The following is a 24,662-nucleotide window of genomic DNA, read 5'->3' as shown; positions in this document are numbered from 1 at the left end:
CTGCCCGCCATCGCGCTCGAATGGCTGGCGCGTCGGCTGCTGCGCCGCGCGCGTGCCGCGATCATCGCGCGCCGCGAAGCGCGGGAAGCACGCGACAAGGCGCGCGAAGCGGCCGCCGATGCCGCCGTTCATCCGGATGCCGCCGCGGCACAGGCAGCAGTGTCGATGTCGACGCCGCCTGCCTCATCGGCTGCCTCCGGCGCCGCCGCCTCGAAGTCCGACGGCCCCGATGACCAGCAGAAGGAAGCGCGCAACAAGCGTCAGGCACAACATCACTGGACCACGCTGCAGCGTCTGCCGAGTGCGGCGCTGCAACTGTTCGTGCGGATGCTGCCGCTGGTGGTGTTCGTCGCCGCCGCGAGCGCGCTGATGTCGTTCTTCACGGACGACGGCACGGTTCAGGACGCGGCGCTCAACGGTCTCATCGACCTGTACGTGATCTGCCGCGCGATCGTGATCGCCGCGGGCTTTTTCCTGCAACCGGATGCGCCCGGGCTGCGTCTGTTGCGGCTGCCCGATAGCTGGGCCCTCTTCATGCAGCGCTGGGTGATCCGCGTGGTCAGCGTGATCGGCGTGGGCGGCGCGCTGATCCAGATCGCCACTGCGCTTGGCCTGAGCGACGCGGCACACCTGCCGCTCGTCAAGCTGCTCGCGCTGGTCGGTCACGTGATGGTGTCGACCATGATCCTGCAGTGCCGCGCGCCGATCTCGGCGCTGCTGCGCGAGCGCACGGGCGACACGTCGAGCGACACCTCGCGCCCCGTGACGATCCTCGCGCACGGCCTCATCGACATATGGGCGTGGGTAGCCGTGTTCGTCGTCATGGCGTTGTGGTTCGTGTGGGCGCTCGACGTGCACAACGGCTACCGCACATTGCTGCATCTGGGCGGCCTGTCGCTCGCCGTGCTGCTGGCCGCGCGGGTCGTGTCGATCGTGCTGTTCGGCGCGCTCGGCCGGCTGTTCCGCGCCGAAGACAGCGACGAGAACCGCTCGCTGGTCCATCAGCATGCGTACCGCTACTATCCGCTGGTCCGGCGTGTCGTCTCGACGCTCATGGTCGTGGTCTGCGCACTCGTGCTGCTGCAGGTGTGGGGCATCGACGTGTGGCAATTCTTCGAACCCGGTGCGATCGGCCACCGGCTCACGTCGGCTGTGGTCACGATCTGCGTGGCGGCCGCGATCGCGCTGGTGGTGTGGGAAGTCGCGAACGTGTCGGTCGAAAAGCGCCTCGCGCAGTGGACCAAGAGCGGCGACCTGGTGCGCGCCGCGCGCCTGCGCACGCTGGTGCCGATGCTGCGCACCGCCCTGTTCGTCGTGATTGCGCTGGTGGTCGTGCTGACGGGCCTGAGCGAACTTGGCGTGAACACGGCGCCGCTGCTCGCGAGCGCGAGCATCTTCGGCGTCGCGCTCGGCTTCGGCTCGCAAAAGCTCGTGCAGGACTTCATCACGGGCATCTTCCTGCTGATGGAAAACGCGATGCAGGTCGGCGACTGGGTGACGCTCGCGGGCGTCTCGGGCACGGTCGAATATCTGTCGATCCGCACCGTGCGCCTGCGCGGCGGCGATGGCTCGCTGTTCACCGTGCCGTTCAGTTCCGTTTCGACCGTGAACAACACCAACCGCGGACTCGGCAATGCTGCCGTCAGGGTCAGCATCGCGTATGGCCAGGACGTCGATCTCGCCATCGCCTCGCTCAAGGAAATCGGCGCGGCGCTGCGCGAGGACGATCAGTTCAGGAACGGCATCCTGTCGGACTTCAGCTTCTGGGGCGTCGATGCCGTCGACGGCGCATCCGTCACGCTCGCGGGCCAGATTCAATGCCGCGACACCGCGCGCTGGGGCGTGCAGCGCGAATTCAACCGGCGCATCTTCGATACGTTCCGCGCGAAGGGCATCGAGATCGCGAATCCGCAGCGCAGCATGCTGATCTCGTCGAATCCGGCGGGCAGCGGCTCGGCCCCGAATTCGAACGACGACGAACTCGAAGGGCCGCCGCGTCCGGCGAATGCGCAAGAAGACGCACAAAGGGAAAGGCCTTCGTCGAAGACCGCGCGGCACTGAGCATGGAAGCGCGCATGCCGCAATCGATCACGACGAATGCTCGATGCCCAGCAGCCGCGCATCGAGCAGACCGGCAAGCGCTTCGCCGCCCTGCTGCATCACGTAGTCGTGGTTCCATTTGAAGAACGGACGCGCGAGCGGCGCAACGAGGTTCATCCAGCCGCGCTTCGTGCGCACGCGCCACTCGTAGCGCACGACCGTCACCTCGCCGCGCGTCGAGAACTGCCAGCGCCCCGTGCCCTCGACATCGCCGCACGCTTCGCCTTCCAGCACCGCGAGCGGCTCGATGCGCGTCACGCGCATGTCGAACGCGACGCGGTACGGCAAGCGGCCTTTCCATGTATAGCGGTGCAACGCGCCGACGCCGTCGCTCGCGCCCGGCTCCACTTCGATCACGCGCTCGACGCATGCCCACCATTGCGGCCAGCGGGCGGGATCGTGGATCGCGTCCCACACGGCCTGCAACGGCGCGTCGACGCGCCAGATCGTCGTGAAGCGGTATTCGCTCGGTTGCACGGCGTGTCTCCCGTTCGTGTGCCGACGCGGCACGCGAGGAAGCCGCTTACCTCTTTATAGTTTTTTGGGCTCGCTTACGTCAAACGGTTCGAGCACGCGCCTACGCCGACGTAAACCGTTCGGTTTCGAACTGCGTAGCCGGAATCCCGAATTCGGCGATGATCTTCTGCGTCTCGCTGACCAGTGCGGAAGGTCCGCACACATAGAGGTCCGGCTGTACACCCGCACTCGCCAATGCCGCGCGCAGCGCGTCCGTCGGCGTGCCGTGGAAACCTGTCCAATCCGGCTGCGCCTTCCATACGCACAACTCGACTTTCAATTGAGGCAACTGCGCCGTCAGCGAATCGAGTTCATCCTGCACGAACAGTTCGTCTTCGCCGGTCACGCCGAAAAAGAGCCGCGCGGGTTGCGCTTCCTGGAACTCGGCCATCCTGCGCAGCATCGACAGGATCGGCGCCACACCCGTGCCGCCCGCGACGAACCAGCGCTCGCGCAGACTGTCGTCGCGTATGCCGAACGCGCCTGCCGGACCTTGCACCGTCAACGTGTCGCCAGGCTTGGCCCGTTCGCGCAGATAGCTCGAAAAGCGGCCGCCCGGCTGCAGCCTGATCAGAAACTCGAGCCGCCCATCCCAGTTGCTCGTGTTCGCCAGCGAGAAGGGCCGCCTGTCGTCGCTGCCGGGAATTTCGATCTCCATGAACTGGCCTGGCTCGAACTCGGCGGCGCAGCCTCCGTCGGCATCGGGTTCGATCTGCAACTCCAGACGCAGGGTGTTCCGCGCAATCGTCTCGAGCGCAACGATCGACGTCGAACGGCGCGGCACCGAATGCAGCAGCACTCTCGCCTCGTCGTAGGGCAGCGCGATACGCAGATCACTGCGCGGCGTCGTGCTGCACATCAGCACGGCGCCCTCGCCGGCAGGCAGTACGTCCGCGTTGTGTTCTTTCGCTTCGTATCGACCGTGCGTGACGGTCGCGCTGCACGCGCCGCAACTCCCCTTCCTGCACTGCGACGGCAATGTGAGGCTCGCGTTTGCGGCGGCCGTCAGCAGATCCTGATCGGGCGCGCAGTCGAAGCTGAAATGCCCGTTGTCACGGGTGGTGAGCTCGATGTGATAGGTCATGGATGAGTCGATGAAGAGCCGGGCGCACGAAGGCGCCCGGCAGTCTGTGACAACGGATGAACGTCAGGCAGCCTTGCGCGCGAGCGCTGCCGCGATGTCGGCGCTCGCGTCGCCGATCGGCTGGATGCCGAACTGCTCGACGAGGATGTTGAGGATGTTGGGCGTCAGGAACGCGGGAAGCGTGGGTCCGAGGCGGATATTCCTGATGCCGAGCGCCAGCAGTGTCAGCAACACGGCCGCCGCCTTCTGTTCGAACCACGACACGACCAGCGACAGCGGCAGATCGTTGACGCCGCATTCGAAAGCATCCGCCAGCGCAACGGCGATCTGGATGGCCGAATAGGTGTCGTTGCACTGACCGATATCGAGCAGACGCGGAATGCCGCCGATGTCGCCGAAGTCGTGCTGATTGAAGCGGTACTTGTTGCAGCCGAGCGTCATCACGACGGTATCGTCCGGCGCCTGCACGGCGAAATCCGTGTAGTAGTTGCGCCCCGGCGCCGCGCCGTCACATCCGCCGATCAGGAAGAAATGACGGATTGCGCCGGCCTTCACGGCTTCGATGACCTTGTCCGCCACACCGAGCACCGCATGACGTCCGAAGCCGACCGTGATGGTCTTTTCTTCGGCTGTTTCCTTGAATCCGGGCAATGCCTTGGCCGCCTGAATGAGCACCGCGAAGTCGTGATTCTGCAGATGCCGCACACCCGGCCAGCCGACCGGCCCCGTCGTGAAGATGCGCTGCCGATACTGCGGAGCAGGTTCGATCAGGCAGTTGGACGTCATCAAAATCGGACCGGGGAAATGGGCGAAATCGGTCTGCTGGTCCTGCCACGCGCCGCCATAGTTGCCGGCAAGATGCGGGTACGCCTTGAGCTTCGGATACGCATGCGCCGGCAGCATTTCACCGTGCGTGTAGATCTGGATGCCCGTGCCCGCCGTCTGCTCAAGCAATGCATGCAGATCGCCGAAGTCGTGCCCCGACACGAGAATCGCCTTGCCCGCCACGGGCGTGACGCGTACCGCGCCCGGCTGCTGCGCGCCGAAGCGGCCCGTGTTGGCTTCGTCGAGCAGTTCCATGACCTTGAGGTTCAACTCGCCGAGCTTGAGCGCATGTCCGAGCAATGCGGACACATCGGCGGGATCTTGAGCGAGAAACACGAGCGCGGCTTCGACGCCCGCGTAGACCTCGTCGCTCTCCTTGCCCAGCACCTGCGCGTGATGCGCATACGCGCACACGCCCTTCAGGCCATAGACGATCAGCGCGCGCAAGCCAACCACGTCGGCGCCCACGCTGTCGATGCCCGCGTTGATACCGACGCTTTGCGCCTGTGCCAGCAGACCGGCGAGATCGGCGGCGGGTTGCCACGCGGCGGGACCCGCCTTCAGTTGAAGCGCCTCTTCACCGACATGCGCCTCGCACTTCGCCTCGAGCCGGTCGCGAAGCTCCGCGGCTTCCTTGAGCAACGCGACGAAGCGGCTCGCATTGAAATTCACGTTGGTCAGCGTCGTGAACATCGCATGCAGCATGAAGCGGTCGGCCTCGCGATCCGCCTGACCGGCTGTACGCAACATCGCGTTGCACTGTGCGATTCCCTTGACGGCATGCACGAGCAGATCCTGCAGATCCGCCGTCGTTGCATCCTTGCCGCAATTGCCCTTCGCCGATGCACAGCCTGGCTGCGCGCCCGTGCGGTCCGTTTGCTCACACTGATAACAGAACACGTTTTTCTCCGTTTCAACCGTTTGACAAGTCAGATGCATTCCCGACTGCATAAGATGCATATTACTTGCGCATTTAGACGGTCACGGCCGCAGAATCCTCATGTCTTGATATAAATCACCGGATACGAATTCGCGCTACCTGTATGCGTTTTTCAGCGAATCGAGCGGCTATACTGCCCGCTCGCAACGCCTGGCGATCGATACATCACGCCTGGCACATTGCGCGAAACCATCCACAACGGCAGACAGGCAAACTCGCGCCACCACCTGCTCACGTGCCACACGCGGTCAACTGAAAGCGATACGCAGCGGTGAAGCTCACCACATTTTCTGATTACGCACTGCGTGTGCTGATTTTCGCGGCCATCGAGCCCGAAGATGGGCTCACGGTTTCCCGCGTCGCGGACGCTTATGGCATCTCGCTTAACCACTTGATGAAGGTCGTGCAGTTCCTCGGGCAAGCGGGCTGGCTCGACACGGCGCGAGGACGAGGCGGCGGCTTCACGCTCGCGCGCCCAGCGGGCGAAATCCGCCTGGGCGATGTGATCCGTGCGACGGAAGGCGATCAGCGCTTCATCGAATGCGTGGACAAGAACGGCGGCAAGTGCTGCATCCTGCCCGCCTGCACGCTGCCCGCCGCGATTCACGCCGCACAGGAAGCGTTTTATCGCGTGCTCAATCAGTACACGCTTGCGGATGTCGCGCAGAAGCGCAACCGTCTGGCCCGGCTGCTCGAACAGACCTGAGATGAAGCGGGCGCCCCGTTCACGCCCGCCCCACCCTCCACCAGCGCGGCAACAGCCGCCTGACATCCGCGCGCGTATAGCGGTCGTCGATCAGATGCACCACGCCCGCATCGTGCTCGGTGCGAATCACGCGCCCCGCCGCCTGCACGACCTTCTGCATGCCCGGATACAGATACGCATAGTCGTAACCGTTGCCGAACTGCGCATCGAACGTCCGGCGCATCTGTTCGTTGACGTCGTTCATCTGCGGCAAGCCGAGCGTCGCGATGAACGCGCCGATCAACCTTTCGCCGACGAGATCGACGCCCTCGGAAAACGCGCCGCCCAACACGGCGAAGCCGACACCTGCACCGTCCGCTACGAACCGCGCGAGAAACGCGTCGCGCGCCGCTTCGTCCATGCGCGGCGCCTGCGTCCAGATGGGCACGTGCGGATGCCGCTCGCGCATCGAGTCGGCGACGCGTTGCAAGTAGTCGAAGCTGCTCAGAAAGCCGAGATAGTTACCGGGACGCTCGGCATATTGTTGTGCGATCAGATCGACGATCGGTTCAAGCGAGCGCTCGCGGTCGCGCCAGCGCGTCGACACGCGATGCGCGACCCGCACGTCCAGTTGCTCGGCCCTGAACGGTCCGTCGACATCGACCCAGCCCGTGTCGTCCGGCAGACCGAGCATGTCGCGATAGAAGTGCTGCGGACTGAGCGTACCCGAGAAGACGATCGTCGCGCGGGCGGCCGCGTAGCGCGGCTTGAGGAACGGCGCGGGAATGACATTGCGCACGCAGATCGACGTCGCGGGCTTCGCGCGCGCCGCGCCTGAATGCGAGTCGAGTGTCACGTCGACGATCGAATGATCGCCGAACTGCTCGACGAGCGACATGAAATGCAGCGCGTCGAAATAGAAGCGCAGTGCGTTTTCGTCGACGGATTGCGGCGTTTCCGCAAGCTGGTCGCCGATCGCCGCAATCAGGTTCTGCACCGCCGATTGCAGCTTCGCGGGTACTTCCGTCAGCACCTCATACGCCGCGTCGCGCTCGCGGTTCAATGCATTCCATTCGCGATTCAAACGGTCGAACGGCTTTTTCAGCGCAGCGGGCGCAGTATGGCGCGCGCCACGGAACGCGGCCTGATCGAGCGCCGCGCTGTACATCCGACGCGCGCGGTCGGGTAGATTGTGTGCTTCGTCGGCGAGCACGGCCACGCGCCAGCCGTTCAACTGCGTGAGCGCATACAGCATCGCGCTGCTGTCGAAGTAGTAGTTGTAGTCGCCGATCACGACGTCGCACCAGCGCGCCATTTCCTGCGCGAGATAGTACGAGCAGATGCCATGCGCGAGCGCCGCTTCGCGCACGGCGGCGCGATCGAGCGTGCGCGCCTGCAAGGCCGTGTCGCGTGCAGCGGGCAAACGGTCATAGAAGCCGCACGCAAGCGGACACGATTCGCCGTCGCAGGATTGGTCGGGATGCTCGCACGCCTTGTCGCGCGCGACGAGTTCGAGCGTGCGCAACGGCAGCGCGGCTTCGCTACGATGCAGCGACTCGATCGCGTCGAGGGCGAGCGCGCGCCCCGGCGTCTTGGCCGTCAGAAAGAACACGCGGTCCAGATGATCCGCGCCGCACGCCTTCAACAGTGGAAAGATCGTCCCGAGCGTCTTGCCGATGCCCGTCGGCGCCTGCGCCATCAGACAGCGCCCATCGCGCGCGGCACGGAACGCAGCCACCGAAAGTTCGCGCTGGCCGCTGCGAAACTCGCCGTACGGAAAGCGCAGCGCATTGAGCGCGGCATTACGCGCAGCGCGATGCGCTTCCTCGCGCGCGGCCCACGCGACGAAGCGCTCGCACTGATCCTCGAAGAACGCGCGTAACGATGCCGCCGTGTGCTGTTCCGTCAGCACCGTTTCCTTCTGCTCGCCGATATCGAAGTACACGAGCGCGACCGTCAATGCGTCGAGGCCGCGCGTCTCGCACAGCAGATGGCCGTACACCAGCGCCTGTGCCCAATGCAGCGCGCGGTGATTCGCCGGCATCCGTTCGAGGTCGCCGCGATGCGTCTTGATCTCTTCGAGCCGGTTGAGCGCCGCATCGTAGCCGTCGGCGCGGCCCCGCACGGTCAGCCCGCGATGCGTGCCCGTCAGCGTGATTTCCGCTTCATAGCCGGACCCGCGGCGCGCCGTCACCGCCTGATGCCCGGCGATGCCTTCGAGCGCGGATGGCGCGGGCGTGAAGCGCAGATCGAGATCGCCGCGCCGCGCGGTGAACTCGCACAGCGTGCGCACGGCGACGACGTACGTCATGCCGCCTCCGCATCAGCTTCGCCGACCTGCGCGCCATCCACGCTGTCCGCCCAGCGGACGTCGAGCACGCGCACGGGCATGCCGTGCTGCACGCAGTACGCGAGCCAGCGGATCTGGTTGTCCTGCAGACGATCGCCCGGCCCTTTCACTTCGATCAGTTCATAGCGCCGCTCGTGCGGCCAGAAGCGGATCAGGTCGGGCAAGCCCGAACGGTTCGCGCGAATATCGACGAGCAGACGCTCGAACCACAGCTTTAGATGCGCGGCGGGCAGGCAATCGAGTGCGAGCGTCAGCAGGTCCGGCGTGAGCATGCCCCAGAACACGAATGGCGACTGCAGCCCGGCTTTGGTTTCGAAGTGGCGCAGGATCGTTGCGCGATAGGCACCGCTTTCCAGTTGCGCGAAGCACGCGTCGAATTGCGCGGCGCGGCGTGCGCGAAAGTCGGGGGCGTGAAGATCGGCGGGACCGCGCTGGAACGGGTGAAAGAACGCGCCCGGCACAGCCGCGAACACGGGCTCCCAGCACAGCAGACCGAACAGCGAATTGATCAGCGCGTTTTCGACGTAATGCACGGGTGCGTCATCGGACGACAGATGGTCGCGCACCGCATATTCGACGGCGATGGGTTCCAGCGGACGCGGCAGTTCCAGCATGCCGCGTTGCGCGGCACGCACGCTCGTCGACTTTTGTGCGGCAACGCCGAGCCGCCGTTGCAGGCGCGGCAAGATACGCGCGAGACGCTGCTGTTCCTCTTCGCTTTCGGGATCGGCCGATGCGTGCAGCGCCAACGCGAGCGCCGCTTCGTCGCGGCCGGCGCGCTCCAGCACGCGCATGCGCCGATGCCGCGCGCCAGGCCACGTGCAACCTTCATAGACGCGCAACGCCGTGTCCCAATCGTGCCGCCGCTCCGCATGATGTCCGATCGCGAACAGCAGCTTCGCGCGGCGCAAGGCGAGCCAGGCATTGTGCTGGGTATCGATGGCATCGACGGCTGCGAGCAGCGGCTCAAAGGCTTCGTCGCCGTACAGTTCGAGCGCCTCGCGGCACGCGTGCAGCGCCAGATAGCAGTCCACGTCCTCGCGCTGCTGAAATGCCCGCGACGACGACTCGAACGCGACGCGCTCGTACTGGAACACGCCGAGATCGGCGAGCACGAACTCGGACCAGTCCTGATGCAGATTGCCGAAGAACATCAAACGGAAGCGCTCGCACACGGGCGCGACGCGTACGCGCAACGCGGCTTCAGCTGTTGCGGCATCCCACTCGCGATAACGTTTCGGCTGCGCGTGCGCGGGATCCGACGCACGTAACGCGTCGAGCCATTCGGCCTTGCGCAAACCCTTGAACGCAGGTGCTGCGGCAAACGCGCGCTGAAGCTCGGGACGCGTCGCGAGCGCGAACAACTCGTCGAGCGACACGTCCGCATCGTCATCGACCCAGCCGAGCGCCGCAAGCGGCGCCGCCGCCTGCACGGGACAGCCGATCTCCGCATATGCGAGCCGCCCGGTGCGAAACAGCGTGCCCTTGCGCATCAACATGCGCACCAGCAGCGCGCGCGAGGCTTTCGGCAGGCGCGTGCCGTCGTGCAGAAACGCAGCGAGAAAAGCCTGCTCGCCGTCGTCGAGCAGATCGTCGTAACGCTCGGCGATCCACGCGAGCGCGCGCTCGAAATTCGACAGGTAATAGAACGGATCGGGTGCGTCGGTCGGCACGGCTATCGGACACCAGGAGGCTGTATATTTATACAGTCATCATAGCAAACCCGGCGGCCCCGGCGTCCACCTCATGCGCTGCGCACTTCCGTCTCTGCATACGTGACCTGCACGGCAGGCACGAACCACGCGAGACACAGCCCGATCAACGCGGCGAGCGCGGCGACCGCGAGCCCGATGTGAATCGACGCGATCAGCGCTTCGCGCGCCATGTGCATCATCGGATCGCCGGAATGGCCCGCCGCCACCAGATGCTCGATCAACGCCGACTGCTCCGTGCGATCGACCAGCAGTTCCGGACTCGCGAACGACTTGAGCCATTGCGTCGCCTGATACGAGTCGAGCGAGCGGTTCACGCCCTGCGTGTACAGATGCCCGAGCAGCGCGCCCGTGATCGCCGTGCCGAGCATGCCGCCGAAAATCCGCAGCGATTGCAGCAGCGCCGTCACCGCGCCGATGTGATCGCGCGCGACGATCTGCTGCGAACAGATGGTCAGGTTGGTCGCGACGAGCCCGAGCCCCAATCCGCTCAAACCCATGCACGCCATCCACACGACGTGCGGCTCGTGACCTTTGAGCGTGACGAGCGGCAGGCAGCCGGCTACGAACAGCGCAAAGCCTATGTGCATCAGCCCGTTCGCACGCCGGATGCGCGTGACGATGCGGTTGTTCACCACGCTGCCGATCGTCGTGCCGAGCAGCAGCGGCGTGATCAGCATGCCGGACTCGTGCGGCGACATCGCATAGCCGCCCTGGAACAGCAGCGGCACGTAGAACACCATCGAAAAGAGTGCGAAGCCGCCGAGCACCGACATCGCGAACAGCGCCACCAGCTTGCGGTCGAGCAGCACGTCGACGGGCACGACGGGATAGCCCATGCGCTTTTCCCAGAAGTACAGCGTCAGGCCGCAGACGGTTGTGATCGCGAACAGCAGACCCGTCGTGCCGCTGATGCCTTCTCTCGGCAGCAGTTCGATCAGCAGTTGCAGCGCGCCGAACGTGACGGCGACGACGAACGCGCCGAGCCAGTCGAGCTGGATCGGTCCGCTCGGCTTCATATGGCGCAGTTTCGGCACAAACATCAGAACAAAGATCAGCGACACGATGCCGATCGGCACGTTCACGAAGAACACGAGCCGCCAGCCCTGCATCTGCGTGAGCATGCCGCCGAGCGTCGGCCCGACGACGTTCGCGAGGCCGAACGACGACGTCACGAACACGAGCCAGCGCAGCCGCAGCTTCGGATCGGGGAACAGGTCGGCGACCGTCGCGAACACGGTGCCGATCAGAATGCCGCCACCGATCCCCTGCAAGCCGCGCGCGGCGATCAGAAACAGCATGTTCGACGCGAGCCCGCACAGCACGGACGCGAGCGTGAACAGCACGACGGCCGCGATCAGGAACGGCTTGCGGCCGAACAGATCGCCGAGCCGTCCGAAGATCGGAATGGTGATGACGGACGCGAGCATGTACGAGGTCGCGACCCACGCATAGAAGTCGAAGCCCTTCAGATCGGCGACGATGCGCGGCAGCGCGGTGCCGACGATCGTCTGGTCGAGCGCGACCAGCATCGTGACGAAGGCGATGCCGAGCATCGCGAGCAGCGACTCGCGAAACGGCAACAATTGCCGGCCGGGATCGTGAGCGGCGATGGCGGACTTCATGGCGTGCTCCACCGTAAAGACGTCCGCGCGTGCAGCGGACCAGCATCCAGGCATATCACTCTAACGAGAGTGATACCCGCGTTTGAAAATAGCAAGCCGAACGGAGCGCAACGCCCGCATCTCACGACGCAAACCTTTGCGCATTGCCATTAGCGGCGATTGAGAAGTGTATTGACGCGAACTGAAAAAAATTCCCGAATGCGTTCAAAAACCGCTTTTAAAACAGGGCGCTACCGCTTGTTCAACTCCTGTCCCATTGTTTCGGCCAATACGGGTATTCGCCGCTCAAGTCGCGATTCGCCATTGCCGTTAAGCGAAAAGTCAGCCGGTGCGCCGTCCATCTATCGAGCGATCCGACGCGCCCCCGGCCGACGCGATAAACCCACCCGTTATCCACCCGGCGACGGCGATCCAACGCGCTGCACGGCCGGCCACGAGCCGCCGCGCGTCGCACGCACTCTCTTTCGATCAGACGACATGCGTTGCAGAATTTCCGCAAGTTCGCTGGCGAGCGCCCTGCTCACGGCACTTGTGTTCCAGTCCACGGCCGCCCGCGCCGATGCGCCCGCCGCCGATGGCGCACCCGCCGCTCCAATGACGGGCGGCAAGCTGCTGCTGACGGGCGGTGTCACCGAAATCGAAGGCGCGGCGGGCGGCGGACTCACGCCGTGGGCCGTGATCGGCGGCTATGGCACGGCATCGCAACTGGGCGCAAACGCCTATGGCACCTATGTGCATACGCAGGACTACGCGCTCGCCAGCTATGGCGCGCTTGTCGCCGTCGCGAATCGCGTCGAGTTTTCGATTGCACGCCAGGTGTTCGACACGCGCGACGTCGGTGCGCAGCTGGGCCTCGGCTCGGGCTTCAAGTTCAACATGGACACGATCGGCCTGAAGGTGCGCCTGTTCGGCGACGCCGTGCTCGATCAGGACACGTGGCTGCCGCAAGTCGCGGCGGGCATCCAGTTCAAGCACAACGAACAGGGCGACATCGTCAAGGCCGTCGGCGCGACCAGCAACTCCGGCACCGACTTCTATCTGTCCGCCACCAAGCTGCTGCTCGCGCAAAGCCTGCTGCTCAACGGCACGCTGCGCTTCACGAAGGCGAACCAGTTCGGCCTGCTCGGCTTCGGCGGCGACAAGTCGAATGCGTATCACCCGGAATTCGAGGCTTCCGTCGCGTATCTGCTGTCGCGCTACGTCGCCGTCGGCGCGGAATATCGCAGCAAGCCCGACAACCTCGGTTTCGCGCGCGAACAGGATGCGTACGACGCGTTCATCGCGTGGGCGCCGACCAAACATGTTTCGATGACGCTCGCGTACGTGTCGCTCGGCGACATCGCGACGATCCGCAACCAGCGCGGCGTCTACGCGTCCTTGCAAGTGGGGTTCTGATGACGCGCACGCTCTCGCCTCTTCGCCGTATCGCGCGCGCCGTTTGCGTGGCGCTGCCGTGTGCGCTGCTGCTCGCCGCCGCGCCCGCCGCACGTGCCGACGACTCGCTCTATCAGACCTTCGGCGGACAGCCCGGCCTCACGAAAATCATCGACGACTTCTACGACCTGCTGCTCAAGGATCCGCGCACGCTGCCCTATTTCGACGGCGCGCCCATCAAGCGCATCAAGCAGAAGCTCGGCGAACAACTCTGCGAACTGATGGGCGGCCCGTGCACGTACACCGGCCGGCCGATGAAACGCACGCACGAAGGACAGAACATCGACCGCGCCGCCTTCAACGCGCTCGTCGAAGATCTGCAAACGGCGATGGACCGGAACGGCGTGCCGTTTCGCGCGCAGAACAAGCTGCTTGCGAAGCTCGCGCCGATGTATCGCGACATCCAGGACCGCGAATGACCGACAGCCTCTTTTTACGCGCCGATGTCGAGGCGCTTTGTCCCGGCAAGGGATTCGATCGTATGCTCATGAACAAGCGGGACCACAACCCGAAACACAAGCGCGCGTGGCTCGCGGCCGCCGTCGTCTCGCTTGGGTGCCAGGCCATCGTTGCAAATGCGGCGAGCCTGCAGGTGAGCGTCGTCGATCAGTCGGGCGCGCCCGTGCCCAACGCCGTCGTCTACGTGACGCCCGCTAGCGGCAAGGTGCCCGCGCCGAAACCCGCGACGGCCATCATCGATCAGGTGAAGCGCCAGTTCGTGCCGCTCGTGTCCGTCGTCCAGACAGGCACGGCCATCACGTTTCCGAACAAGGACAACTTCGAACACGACGTCTACTCGTTCTCGCCGCCGAAGAAGTTCGAATTGCATCTGTATCACGGCGTGCCTGCCAATCCCGTGGTGTTTGACAAGCCCGGTCTCGTCGTGATGGGCTGCAACATTCACGACACGATGGTCGCGTATCTGCTCGTCGTCGACACGCCCTGGTTTGCGAAGACGGACGCGGCCGGTCACGCATCGATCGACAACCTGCCCGCCGACAACTACCGGGTGACGGCATGGCACTACCGCCTCGCCGATGCAAACGCGCTGCCCGTACAGAGCATGAGCGCAGGCGCCGATGCGAAGGCCGCGTTCAAGCTGAAGCTGTCGGCGCCGACGGAGTAAGCACACGATGCGATTCCACAGCCTGCGCGCCCGTATCGCGATCGTCGTCGTGCTGTTGATGCTGGCCGTGCAGCTTGCCGGCTATGCCGTCATCAGCACGGTGATCGGCGCGAACGCGCGCAGCAGTTCGGAACGCCAGCTCGCGATTGCGGAGAACGTGTTTCGCCAGGTGCTGCGCGCGAACGGCGAAAAGCTGACGCAGGCGGCGACCGTCGTCGCGGCGGACTTCGGCTTTCGCGAGGCCGTGGCGTCGCACGACGAAAACACCGTCGCATCCGCACTGAAGAATCACGGCAGCCGCATCGATGCCGACATCGTGATGCTCGCCGATCTCGACGGCATGCTGACGGCCGACAGCCGCGGCCCCTCGCACGGCGGCGCGCCCTTTCCGCTGCGCAGCCTGATCCGCGCTGCGAGCCGGCAAGGCGACGCTTCGTCGATCGTGACGGTCGACGGCAAGCTGTATCAGGTAGTCGCCGTGCCCGTGAAAGCGCCCGTGACGATCGCATGGGTCGCGATGGGCTTCCGGATCGACGACGACACCGCGCGCGATTTCGCGAGCCTCACGTCGCTCGACGTCTCGTTCCTCGACCGCCTGCCCGACGGACGCTGGAGCGTGCTCGCCAGCTCGCTGCCCGACGCGCGGCACGCGCATGCGGGTATCGCCGATCCCGCCGACGAAAACTACGCGACGCGCATCGTGCTGCTGCAATCCGGCGTCGAGCCCACTGCGGTGATGCTGCAGCGTTCGGTGCAGGAAATCATGGCGCCGTTCCATCGCCTGCAAACGGCGCTCGCGATCATCACGGTGCTGGGCGTGCTTGCATCGATCATCGGCAGCATGCTGACGGCGCGCAGCGTCACGCGGCCCGTCGAAGCGCTGACGCGCTTTTCGCGTCGTGTGGAAATCGGCGACTACGATCAGCCCATCGACCTCTCGCAGCACGACGAACTCGGCAAGCTCGCGAACGCATTCGATCACATGCAGCGCGCGATCTCCGAACGCGAGCGGCGCATCACCGAGCTTGCGTACATGGACCGCCTGACGGGGCTCGCGAACCGCGCGATGTTCAACGACCGCCTGCAAGAGGTGATCGCGGCGATGCAGAACGGCGCGCAGCCTGCGTCCCACACGTTCAGCGTGATGATGATGGATCTGGACCGCTTCAAGTACGTGAACGACACGCTCGGGCATCCCATCGGCGACCAGCTGCTGTGCGAAGTGGCGACGCGCCTGCGCAACAACCTGCGCAGCACGGATCTCGTCGCGCGGCTGGGCGGCGACGAGTTCGCCGTGCTGCTGCCGGGCGACGCGAACGAAGGCGCGCAACGCGTGGCCGAGCATCTCGTGAAGACGCTCGAAGCGCCCATCACGATCGAAGGGCAACTCGTCGACGTGGGCGCGAGCATCGGCATCGTCACCTTCCCGCAGCACGGCACCGACATGAACGTGCTGATGCGTCGCGCCGACATTGCGATGTATGTCGCGAAACGCGCGAACACAGGCTACGCGATCTACGACGAGAAGCACGATCACAACAGCGCCGAGCGGCTGTCGCTGATGAGCGAACTGCGCCAGGCCGTCGAGCACGACCAGCTGATGCTGCACTACCAGCCGAAGCTCGATCTCACCACAGGCACCGTCAAGTACGTGGAAGCGCTCGTGCGCTGGGAACATCCGACGCGCGGCTTCGTCGCGCCCGACCAGTTCATTCCGTTTGCCGAGCAAACGGGCTACATCAAGGCGATTTCGCACTGGGTCGCCGACAAGGCGATCGGCCAGTGCGCGGCGTGGAAAGCGGCAGGACTCGAACTGGCCGTGTCGGTGAACGTGTCGGCGCGCGAGCTGATCCAGTCGACACTGCCCGACACCTTCGGCGCACTGCTGAAGAAGCACGGCGTCGCGCCCGACATGGTGTGGATCGAGATCACCGAAAGCGCGATCATGGACGACCCCAATCACGCGATCGAAACCCTGGACCGTCTGCACGCGCTCGGCATCCGTCTCGCCATCGACGACTTCGGCACGGGCTACTCGTCGCTCGCGTATCTGAAGCGCATGCCCGTCGACGAACTGAAGATCGACAAGTCGTTCGTCATTGGCATGACGGAGCACAAGGACGACGAGACCATCGTGCGCTCGACGATCGATCTCGCGCACAACATGGGCCTCAAGGTGGTCGCCGAGGGCGTCGAAAGCGAAGACGTGCTCGACCGGCTGCGCGATCTGCGCTGCGACCTCGTGCAAGGCTTTCATCTGAGCCGCCCGCTGCCGCCGTCGCGGCTCGAAGCCTGGCTCATCGATTGGGAAATCCGCCAGGCGACGGCGCAGGCGTAGTGCCGCGCGGCTTCGTTCTGAGGCGCCGCTTCGGCGCCGTCATTGCCTATACTTTCGTAGCCGTTCCAAACACACGCACGCGACCAGCCGCCCCGCCACGTCCGCTTGCTGACACGAAGGCGTCTGCGACACGCGCCATGGGATTCCATTTCTCGCGGCGCACGCACCGCCGACTCTTTTAATCAGAAGAACGGAATATTTTCATCTGCGCTTCGTTGCGTGCCGCCGGCTTTCAAACACGAAGAAAATAGCCCGCGTTCCAGAGGAATAAAATCCGCGCGCGGCTCGTTTTCTTGACCGTCACGACCTTTCGGCAAAGCAAGGAGTGCGGTCATGAAGTCTCTATTCGAGGTACTCGGCATCGCGGCCTGTGGCGCGGCTCTGGCGACGCTCGTTTCATGCGGTGGCGGTTCCGGGTCGAACAACACGGGATCGTCGACACCAACGCCCTCGTCGTTCACGGCAACGGCGCTCGTGTCGGACGGCGCGGTGTCCGCGCCTCACACCGATCCCAACCTGAAGAACGGATGGGGCGTTGCATTCAATCCGAAAGGCTTCGTGTGGGTCGCCGACAACGGCACCAACCTCGCGACGCTCTATGACGGCAACGGCGCGCCGCAATCGCTGGTCGTCACGATACCGGCGGGCACGAACGGTGACGCCGCACCGACAGGCATCGTGTTCAACGGCACGCAAAGCTTTACCGTCACGCAGAACGGCAAATCGGGCGTCCCGGCCTTCATCTTCGCGGGCGAAGGCGGCACGATCACCGCGTGGGCGCCCGCCGTCGGACCGACCAACGCATTCACGATGTTCGACGACGGCACGGGCGGCGCCGTCTACAAAGGTCTCGCACTCGCGGCGAACAACGGCAGCAACTTCCTCTATGCCACGGACTTCCATAACAACAAGATCGACGTGTTCGACAGCAACTTCACGAAGGTCACGATGCCGGGCGGCTTCAAGGATTCCGCGATTCCCGCCGGCTTCGCGCCGTTCGGCATCGCGCTGATCGGCTCGAAGCTGTTCGTCACCTACGCGATGCAGGACGCGGCAAAGCATGACGATGTAGCGGGCGCAGGCGTCGGCATGGTCGACGTGTTCGACACGGCGGGCAATCTGCAGCAGCACTTCGCGACGGGCGGGCCGCTGAACGCGCCGTGGGGCATCGCGCAGGCGCCCGCCAATTTCGGCACGCTGAGCGGCGCGATCCTGATCGGCAATTTCGGCGACGGCACGATCAACGCGTTCGATTCGTCGAGCGGCAAGTCGATGGGACCGCTCAACGGATCGAACGGCAGCGCGATCGTCGAGAAGGGCCTATGGGGCATCGCGTTCGGCAACAACCTCAGCAATCAGCCTTCGAATACGCTGTTTTTCGCGGCGGGACCGAACGACGAAGCGGACGGCGTGTATGGAAGAATCGATCTGAATCCGGCTTCCAGCCCGAGCGCAAGTTCGGGTTCGGGTACGGGAACGAGTTCGGGCGGCGGGACGAGCATCGGCATGTAGCGGCGCTACACAGCCAGCCTGCACAACCAGAACGGCCGCCACGGGCGGCCGTTCCTGTCATTCTGCAAGCCACGCCGTCACACCTGACGGCGCAACTCCGCGGGCGGCACTTTCATCAGGTGGCGATACTTCGCGACCGTGCGTCGCGCGACGAGCACGCCCTGATCCGCGAGCATCTTCGCGAGCGCGACATCGGACAGCGGATCGCGTGTGTTTTCCGCCGCGATCATTTCCTTGAGCAGCGCACGCACCGCGGCGGCCGAACAGGTTCCGCCGCTTTCCGTGCCGAGTTCGCGCGGGAAGAAATGCTTGAACTCGAAGATGCCGCGCGGCGTGGCCATGTACTTGTTGCCCGTCGCACGCGAGATCGTCGATTCATGCAGGCCGAGTTCTTCGGCCACGTCGCGCAATACGAGCGGCTTCAGCGCAATCTCACCGTACTGGAAGAACGGCTTCTGATGCGCGACGATGCACTCGGCCACGCGCTGGATCGTCTCGAAGCGCTGCTGCGCATTACGGATCAGCCAGCGCGCTTCCTGCAACTGCTGCGCGAGCGGCGAACGGCTCGCACCCGCCGATTGCGCGAACAGCTCCGCATACATGCGATGGATGCGCGCACGCGGCAGCACGGCAGGATTCACGGTCACGACCCACTTGTTGCGCACGCTGCGCACGATCACATCGGGGACGATGTAGTTGTCATCGGCGCGGCCATATGAATTGCCCGGCTTCGGATCGAGCTTGCGCACGAGCGCGCAGGCCACGCGCAACGCTTCCGCGTCGCAGCCGATCTGCTTCTGCAACTCCGCGTGTTCGCGACGCGCGAGCCGGTCGAGATGATGCTCGACCACCTGTTTCGCGACATCGCGCCCCGGTGTATCGGCGGGCAAGGCATCGAGTTGCAGCGACAGGCACTCGGACAGCGAACGCGCCGCGAGTCCAGGCCGGTCCAGCGTCTGCACGAGACGCAGCGCGACCAGCAGTTCATCTTCCGTCAGCTCGGGTTCGATGTCGACGATGTCCGTGAGATCGGCAAGCTCCTGGCGCAGATAGCCGTCGTCATCGAGCGCTTCGATCACGAGACGAGCGACTTCGCGGTCGCGGTCGTCGAGCCGGTAGAGACGCAGTGCGTCATGCAACTGTTCATGCAGCGTCGGCTGCACGCGAGCCCACTCGGTGGGGTCGGCGGCTTCAGAATCGCCGTTGTAGCGCGACGGCCCGCGGCCATACGCATCGCCTGCATAGTCGCCGCTGCCTGCATAGTCGCCGCCGTCGTCCGACGCAGCGACGCTCTCCGCTGCGGGTTCGGCCTGCGAGCTTTCGAGCGCGCTGTCACGCTCGGCGGCGGGCAGCGCTTCACCGTCCGCGCTTGTACCGTCGGCCGTCTTGCCGGCTGACAGCTCTTCCGTGACGGACGGATCGTATTCAAGGAAGGGATTGGTGTCGAGTGCGTTGCGCAGTTCCTGCTGAAACTCCAGCGATGACAGTTGAAGCAGACGCACGGACTGCTGCAGACGCGGTGTGAGCGCAAAAGTTTGCTTCGCGCGTAGTTCGATTGTAGGCGGCATACAGACTCTTCCTGTGTTTATTCAACAGAGCTTCGCGCAGCACTCACGCAACTGTCGTACCAGGTTTCACAACTGTCTGTTTTGATTCGCCTTTGTCCATTTCTGATGCATGCCGTATGCCCACCCGGTGCGCGCATTTTACAAACGTTCTGAACTTCGGACCGAATCATTGCGCACGGGACCACGCTCCCATATGCCGGGAAGCGCGGCGTGATCGGAGCCTCCGCCAGGCATAACGCTTGCTGTCTGGTCGACAGGGACGCGACTTCCGCGAGGGAGCAGAAGTCGATCGAAGCGCGGCGCGTCCTGTGTCGGCGACGGACCAGATGAACCGCGGCGGCAGTGACCGCAACCTTGTCATCCATCGAGAAGGAGAAAACCATGAAAACCATCCAGTTCCTCAAGGCCGCAGGCAGCATCGCATGTGTGGCATTCGCACTGAACGCGACGGCGCAAACGACGGCATCCGCACCACCCGCCACGTCGGAATCCGTCGGTCAGCACATCGACGACGGCACGGTGACCACCAAGGTCAAGGCCGAACTGCTCGGCGCGAAGAACGTGAAGTCCACGCACATTCACGTGAAAACCCGCAAGGGCATCGTCTGGCTGTCGGGCTCGGTGCCTTCCGCTGAAGACAAGACGTCTGCGCAGGACGTCGTGCAAAACGTGTCCGGCGTGAAGGGCGTCAAGAACCATCTGAAAATCGCAGCCGATTAAGCTGCGCATTCTCGCCCTCTCGCGAGTTCTCACCTGAAAGCGAAAAGGCCGCCCTCGTTCGGGGGCGGCCTTTCCTTCTGTGGATCGCGCAGGGTCACGCTTTCATCGCCGCATACTGATCGCGCATCGCACGTATGCGATCGTGATTCTGCACGACACCGTGATAGAGCCGCTCGACCACGGCCCGCACATCGGCAGGCAGGTCCTTGTCGAGCGCGTCGTGAAAGTGCTTCTTCGCGGTGTCTTCGCCCTTCTCGCAATCCGCGAGAATCGCATGATCCGCTCGGCTGCCGACCGCCGACTTCACGTCGAGCCATCCGCGATGCAACGCACCTGCGACGCTGCCGCCGCTCTCCGGTTTGCCGCCCAGCTTCAGCACGACATCCTGCAATTCGCGCGCGCCCTGCGTGCAGCGATCCGCGCTTTCGAGCAGCGCCGCCTTGACGCTCGCGTGATGCACTTCCTCGGCCGCTTTCATGAAGCCGCGCTCGCCATCTTTCGATGTCTCGATCAGATCGTTCAGCACGGCAATGACATTCGTCGCCATACGTCGCTCCTTTGGTTCATGCATGAAGATGCCAGCCCACCTGCACTCGTCGTGCCCGATCAGCCCCGCCTCGACAGCGGCGCAATGTGTGCGGCGCGGCATGTCGTCTTTGCCATCGTGGCGTAATTGCTTCCGGCGTTCGAGCCGCCGCCGTGCTGCGGGCCCACACCGGCAAAGGCGCAGCGCGCTTTGCACGAAAGGCATGGTTATTGCTGTCTTTACATGCTGGACCCGATTGCGCCGCGCAAAGCATTGATACAAAGTGCGGCCGATACATAACGCGGGCCGGCATTCGACAAGGGAGAACATCACCATGAAGATCAGGAGCGCGGAATGCCTGCTGTTCGTGGCCATCGTCACGTCAGCCGTCGTAGCCCCGATACGCGAGCGCACGTTGCCGTCCGCTCAGACCAACGCACCTGTGCATGCAAGCACTGACCCGCAAGCCGGTCGCATGCAAACATGCGAGGACGAGCACGGCACGCTGCTACACGCAGCGTGCGCAACGATGCGAAGCGAGCGTCGTTCCAACGACAGCGGCGATCGCCCGATCAACCGAATCGACAAGCCGCGTGCAAGCAAGCTCTGGGTTTGATCCGACATTGCTTCAGATGCGGATGCCGGCATGCGTGGCGCCGGCCGCATCTGCATTCGCGTGTCATGACTTGAGTCTGCGATCCAGCTAAATGCCCTCGACGCGGAACAAACCGCTGTGCAGGATCACACTTTCGCCGCGGTTCTCGTCGAGCGCTTCCGCGCAAACCGAACGGATGCGCGCGCGGCCGCGCTCGAACGCGCCGATCAACGCGTCTTCGAGCGGAGAATCGGCGCCGAAGTGATCTTCCAGCGCCTCCGCCGAAATCGCACACACGACCGTCTCGCCGTCGACGCACGCCGTGAAGCGCACGGTCAGGCTCGACCCATCGAATACGGGAGCATCATCGGTGAATGTGATGTGCATGAGAGAGTCCTCGTACGCCGCACGCGGCATGAACACCTTCATGATCCCGTTCATGACGAAGCCTTGCGTGCATTGGCGAGTTGCTGGGCCATCGCGAGATGGTGACGGATAGTCGGCAACGCGCGCGTCGCCGCTGCCTTCAGTTGCGTATCGGTACCGCTTTCGCTTTCCTTCTGGAACAGTTCGACGGCTTTCTGATGGCCGCCCACGGCGACCTCGTCGATATAGACCTTGTCGAACTCGTCGCCCTTCAGGCCCTGTAGCTTGCCGACCAACGCGGAGTCCGCACCCGGCGATTTGCCGAGGCCCTTTTGCGTCGCCACGACATCGAGGGCGCGTGCGAGCTTCGTGTGATCCGCGATCATCTGCTGCGCGAACTTTTTCACCTGCGCGTTCGACGAGTTGGACAGTGCGAGCTTGCTCGCCGCGATCTCCGTCGCGTCTCCTTGCGACGCGTCCTGCGCGAACTGCGTGTCGCCCGGCGAGAGCTTCGTCTGCGCGCTCGCGGGCAGACAGGTCATCGCGCCGAGCGCGATCGCGACAGGCAGCGCACAGGCTCGAATCAAAGGGCGGAATGGGCGAATGGTCATGCGTCTCTCCGGGTTGCGCCGATCGCGCAGCGCGCGTCGCCGTCAGGCTGCTTTCTTCTTCGACAGTTGCGCGATCAGCGTTCTGTTGAACGCGGGCAGATCGTCGGGTTTGCGGCTCGTGATGAAGTTGCCGTCCTCGACCACTTCCTTGTCGACCCACGTGCCGCCCGCATTGCGAATGTCGTCCTGCAAGCTCGGCCAGCTCGTCACCGTGCGGCCCTTCACGAGCCCCGCCGACACGGGCAGCCACGTGCCGTGACAGATCACGGCGATCGGCTTGTTCGCCTGATCGACGGCCTTCACGAAGGCCTGCGCCTGCGGCAACAGACGAATCGCATCGCCGTTCACCACACCGCCAGGCAACACCACGGCGTCGTAGTCGTTCGGCGCGGCCTTGTCGAAGGTCGCATCGACGTCCACGCTATCGCCCTTGTCGACATGCTTGAAGCCCTGGATCTTTCCGGCTTTGGCAGAAATTACGTGCACGGTCGCGCCTGCTTCCGTGAGCGCGCGGCGCGGCTCGATCAACTCCGCCTGTTCGAATCCGTCGACGGCCAGTACGGCCACCTTGCATCCTGTGAGTGCGTTGGCCATGTGCGTCCTCCCTTGCTGTCCGGCTTTGGCAAAAACCTTCATGCTGGAGTCGAGCAAGTTCGGTGCCCGCGTCACCGTCGCACACCCCATCGCGCGCCTCATGCGACGCGCGCGACCCTCAGGCATTGCTATTGCACGGCGCTTTCGTACAAGGCAGGCACCCTGTCGCACGGATTCAAGAACTCGAATGAAAACGATGGCACGCAGCACGATCGATGCGATCGCTCAAGGACTCGCGAGCGGACTCTCCGGCACGTTGCCCGCAGGGCTGCGGCACGCGGACGATACACGTCCCGGCTTCAGCCGCAGGAAACAGAGAAACGCGTTCGTCTATTTCGATCTCGACGGCAAACGCATCGACGATGAAGCGCAGATCGCGCGCATCGACGCCCTGGCGATTCCGCCCGCGTACACCGACGTGTGGATCTGCCCGGACCCGCGCGGCCATATTCAGGCAACGGGACGCGACGCACGCGGCCGCAAGCAGTATCGCTACCATCCGCAATGGCGCGAAACGCGCGACGCCGACAAGTTCGGCCGCATGGCTGCGTTCGGCCAGGCGCTGCCGAGGATACGCGCGCGCGTCGCACGCGATCTCGCGCGTAAAGGCATGCCGCGTGAAAAAGTGATTGCGGCCGTCGTGCATCTGCTCGATACGACGCTGATCCGGATCGGCAGTGTCGAATACGCGCGCGACAACCAGTCGTATGGACTCACGACGCTACGCAAGAAGCACGTGACGATACGTGCCGGCGAAGTGCGCTTCCGGTTCGCGGGAAAGAGCGGCATCGAACACGACGTGACGGTCGACAATCCGCGCGTCAAACGTATCGTGCGTCAATGCGCGGACTTGCCGGGCCACGATCTGTTCCAGTACGTCGACGAAGACGGCACGCGTCATACGATCGGCTCGGCCGATATCAACGACTATCTGCGCGAAGTCAGCCACGCGGACTTCACCGCAAAGGACTACCGGACGTGGGCAGGCAGCGTGTACGCGATGGCCGCGTTGCGCGAACTGGTGTGCGAGAGCGCGGCCGACGCGCGCCGCCATGTCGTCGCGACCGTGAAGGAAGTCGCCACGCTATTGCGCAACACGCCCGCCGTTTGCCGGCGGTGCTATATCCATCCCGAGGTGATCGCAGCATTCGAAGCGGGCGAATTGCAGGCATTGCAGGCGCTCGCGCCGCCGCGCGCGAAACGGCACATGAAGGTCGACGAGGCCGCGTTCGCCGCGCTGCTGGCACAGGTGGAAAAACGCGCGCGGCTGGCAAGCCGCCGCTCGCGAAAAAGCGGCGAAACGTCTGCGGCTGCGGCCGTGGCAACGGACATCGAAAACAGGCGGCTCTCGACGCTGCTCAGAAAATCGCGCGCGCTGCACAAGCAGACGAGCACGCGAAAACGCGCCGCCGACGCCGCCTGATAACGTGTGTCC

At 64.5% G+C, this 24,662-nt stretch carries 21 protein-coding genes; 9 read left to right on the top strand and 12 right to left on the bottom strand.

The features are described from left to right. Positions 1-2,061, top strand: a 2,061-nt coding sequence (locus G3N95_RS18205) for a mechanosensitive ion channel domain-containing protein (RefSeq protein ID WP_205971469.1), incomplete at its 5' end; no start/stop codon positions are given. A 27-nt stretch (positions 2,062-2,088) separates the two neighbouring features. Here G3N95_RS18205 and G3N95_RS18200 read toward each other — a convergent pair. The 3 genes from G3N95_RS18200 to hcp form a co-directional block, all read right to left on the bottom strand. Next, positions 2,089-2,577, bottom strand: a complete 489-nt coding sequence (locus G3N95_RS18200; protein WP_205971468.1) for an SRPBCC family protein — start codon at positions 2,575-2,577, stop codon at positions 2,089-2,091. A 100-nt stretch (positions 2,578-2,677) separates the two neighbouring features. Then, complete coding sequence (locus tag G3N95_RS18195) at positions 2,678-3,700, bottom strand: 2Fe-2S iron-sulfur cluster binding domain-containing protein (RefSeq protein ID WP_205971467.1); 1,023 nt, start codon at positions 3,698-3,700, stop codon at positions 2,678-2,680. Between the two features lie 63 nt (positions 3,701-3,763). Next, entirely contained in the window at positions 3,764-5,425 is a 1,662-nt protein-coding gene (gene hcp / locus G3N95_RS18190; RefSeq protein WP_205971466.1) for a hydroxylamine reductase, read from the bottom strand. Between the two features lie 311 nt (positions 5,426-5,736). Between hcp and G3N95_RS18185 the strand changes: the two genes are divergently transcribed. After that, complete coding sequence (locus G3N95_RS18185; protein WP_205971465.1) at positions 5,737-6,171, top strand: Rrf2 family transcriptional regulator; 435 nt, start codon at positions 5,737-5,739, stop codon at positions 6,169-6,171. Positions 6,172-6,190: 19 nt separating this feature from the next. On the opposite strand, the gene G3N95_RS18180 is transcribed toward G3N95_RS18185, so the two are convergent. The 3 genes from G3N95_RS18180 to G3N95_RS18170 form a co-directional block, all read right to left on the bottom strand. Further along, positions 6,191-8,461 (bottom strand): ATP-dependent DNA helicase, encoded by a 2,271-nt coding sequence (locus tag G3N95_RS18180; RefSeq protein ID WP_205971464.1) that lies wholly within the window; start codon positions 8,459-8,461, stop codon positions 6,191-6,193. Continuing rightward, positions 8,458-10,173, bottom strand: coding sequence for a VRR-NUC domain-containing protein (locus G3N95_RS18175; RefSeq protein ID WP_205971463.1), 1,716 nt, complete (start codon positions 10,171-10,173; stop codon positions 8,458-8,460). The genes G3N95_RS18180 and G3N95_RS18175 overlap by 4 nt, the downstream gene beginning before the upstream one ends. 71 nt (positions 10,174-10,244) lie before the next feature. Next, positions 10,245-11,837: an MFS transporter gene (locus tag G3N95_RS18170; RefSeq protein ID WP_205971462.1), complete on the bottom strand. Its 1,593-nt coding sequence runs from the start codon at positions 11,835-11,837 to the stop codon at positions 10,245-10,247. Between the two features lie 477 nt (positions 11,838-12,314). Here G3N95_RS18170 and G3N95_RS18165 point away from each other — a divergent pair, with 477 nt between their 5' ends. Genes G3N95_RS18165 through G3N95_RS18150 form a run of 4 tightly spaced genes read left to right on the top strand, consistent with a single transcriptional unit; the run spans position 12,315 to position 16,735 of the window. Beyond that, a complete protein-coding gene (locus G3N95_RS18165; RefSeq protein ID WP_205971461.1) occupies positions 12,315-13,232 on the top strand; it encodes a DUF3034 family protein in 918 nt (305 codons plus the stop codon). Next, entirely contained in the window at positions 13,232-13,690 is a 459-nt protein-coding gene (locus G3N95_RS18160) for a group 1 truncated hemoglobin (RefSeq protein WP_205971460.1), read from the top strand. The genes G3N95_RS18165 and G3N95_RS18160 overlap by 1 nt, the downstream gene beginning before the upstream one ends. Beyond that, positions 13,687-14,397: a methylamine utilization protein gene (locus G3N95_RS18155; protein WP_241018656.1), complete on the top strand. Its 711-nt coding sequence runs from the start codon at positions 13,687-13,689 to the stop codon at positions 14,395-14,397. Before G3N95_RS18160 ends, G3N95_RS18155 begins: the two co-directional genes overlap by 4 nt. Positions 14,398-14,404: 7 nt before the next feature. Next, positions 14,405-16,735: an EAL domain-containing protein gene (locus tag G3N95_RS18150; protein WP_205971459.1), complete on the top strand. Its 2,331-nt coding sequence runs from the start codon at positions 14,405-14,407 to the stop codon at positions 16,733-16,735. A gap of 182 nt (positions 16,736-16,917) precedes the next feature. Here G3N95_RS18150 and G3N95_RS18145 read toward each other — a convergent pair whose 3' ends face one another. Then, a complete protein-coding gene (locus tag G3N95_RS18145) occupies positions 16,918-17,070 on the bottom strand; it encodes a hypothetical protein (RefSeq protein WP_205971458.1) in 153 nt (50 codons plus the stop codon). Here G3N95_RS18145 and G3N95_RS18140 point away from each other — a divergent pair. Continuing rightward, a complete protein-coding gene (locus G3N95_RS18140; RefSeq protein WP_205971457.1) occupies positions 17,069-18,247 on the top strand; it encodes a TIGR03118 family protein in 1,179 nt (392 codons plus the stop codon). The two genes, G3N95_RS18145 and G3N95_RS18140, sit on opposite strands and share 2 nt — an antisense overlap. A gap of 77 nt (positions 18,248-18,324) precedes the next feature. On the opposite strand, the gene G3N95_RS18135 is transcribed toward G3N95_RS18140, so the two are convergent. Next, positions 18,325-19,815, bottom strand: coding sequence for an RNA polymerase factor sigma-54 (locus tag G3N95_RS18135; RefSeq protein WP_205971456.1), 1,491 nt, complete (start codon positions 19,813-19,815; stop codon positions 18,325-18,327). A gap of 381 nt (positions 19,816-20,196) precedes the next feature. Between G3N95_RS18135 and G3N95_RS18130 the strand changes: the two genes are divergently transcribed. Then, a complete protein-coding gene (locus G3N95_RS18130; RefSeq protein WP_205971455.1) occupies positions 20,197-20,535 on the top strand; it encodes a BON domain-containing protein in 339 nt (112 codons plus the stop codon). 94 nt (positions 20,536-20,629) lie between these two features. Here the strand turns inward: G3N95_RS18130 and G3N95_RS18125 are convergent, their stop codons facing one another. The 4 genes from G3N95_RS18125 to G3N95_RS18110 form a co-directional block, all read right to left on the bottom strand. Continuing rightward, positions 20,630-21,082, bottom strand: a complete 453-nt coding sequence (locus G3N95_RS18125) for a PA2169 family four-helix-bundle protein (protein ID WP_205971454.1) — start codon at positions 21,080-21,082, stop codon at positions 20,630-20,632. Between the two features lie 682 nt (positions 21,083-21,764). Next, positions 21,765-22,085, bottom strand: a complete 321-nt coding sequence (locus tag G3N95_RS18120) for a DUF1488 domain-containing protein (protein ID WP_205971483.1) — start codon at positions 22,083-22,085, stop codon at positions 21,765-21,767. Positions 22,086-22,093: 8 nt separating this feature from the next. Further along, positions 22,094-22,633, bottom strand: a complete 540-nt coding sequence (locus G3N95_RS18115) for a DUF4142 domain-containing protein (RefSeq protein WP_205971453.1) — start codon at positions 22,631-22,633, stop codon at positions 22,094-22,096. Between the two features lie 42 nt (positions 22,634-22,675). After that, positions 22,676-23,227 carry a type 1 glutamine amidotransferase domain-containing protein gene (locus G3N95_RS18110; RefSeq protein ID WP_205971452.1) on the bottom strand — a complete coding sequence of 184 codons (552 nt, stop codon included), beginning with the start codon at positions 23,225-23,227 and terminating at the stop codon, positions 22,676-22,678. 187 nt (positions 23,228-23,414) lie between these two features. Between G3N95_RS18110 and G3N95_RS18105 the strand changes: the two genes are divergently transcribed. Then, positions 23,415-24,650 (top strand): DNA topoisomerase IB, encoded by a 1,236-nt coding sequence (locus tag G3N95_RS18105; protein WP_205971451.1) that lies wholly within the window; start codon positions 23,415-23,417, stop codon positions 24,648-24,650. The last annotated feature ends 12 nt before the right edge of the window (positions 24,651-24,662 follow it).

This window comes from Paraburkholderia sp. Tr-20389 (genome assembly GCF_017104565.1).
GTDB lineage: Bacteria > Pseudomonadota > Gammaproteobacteria > Burkholderiales > Burkholderiaceae > Paraburkholderia.
This window is presented reverse-complemented; position numbering and strand designations above follow the sequence as displayed.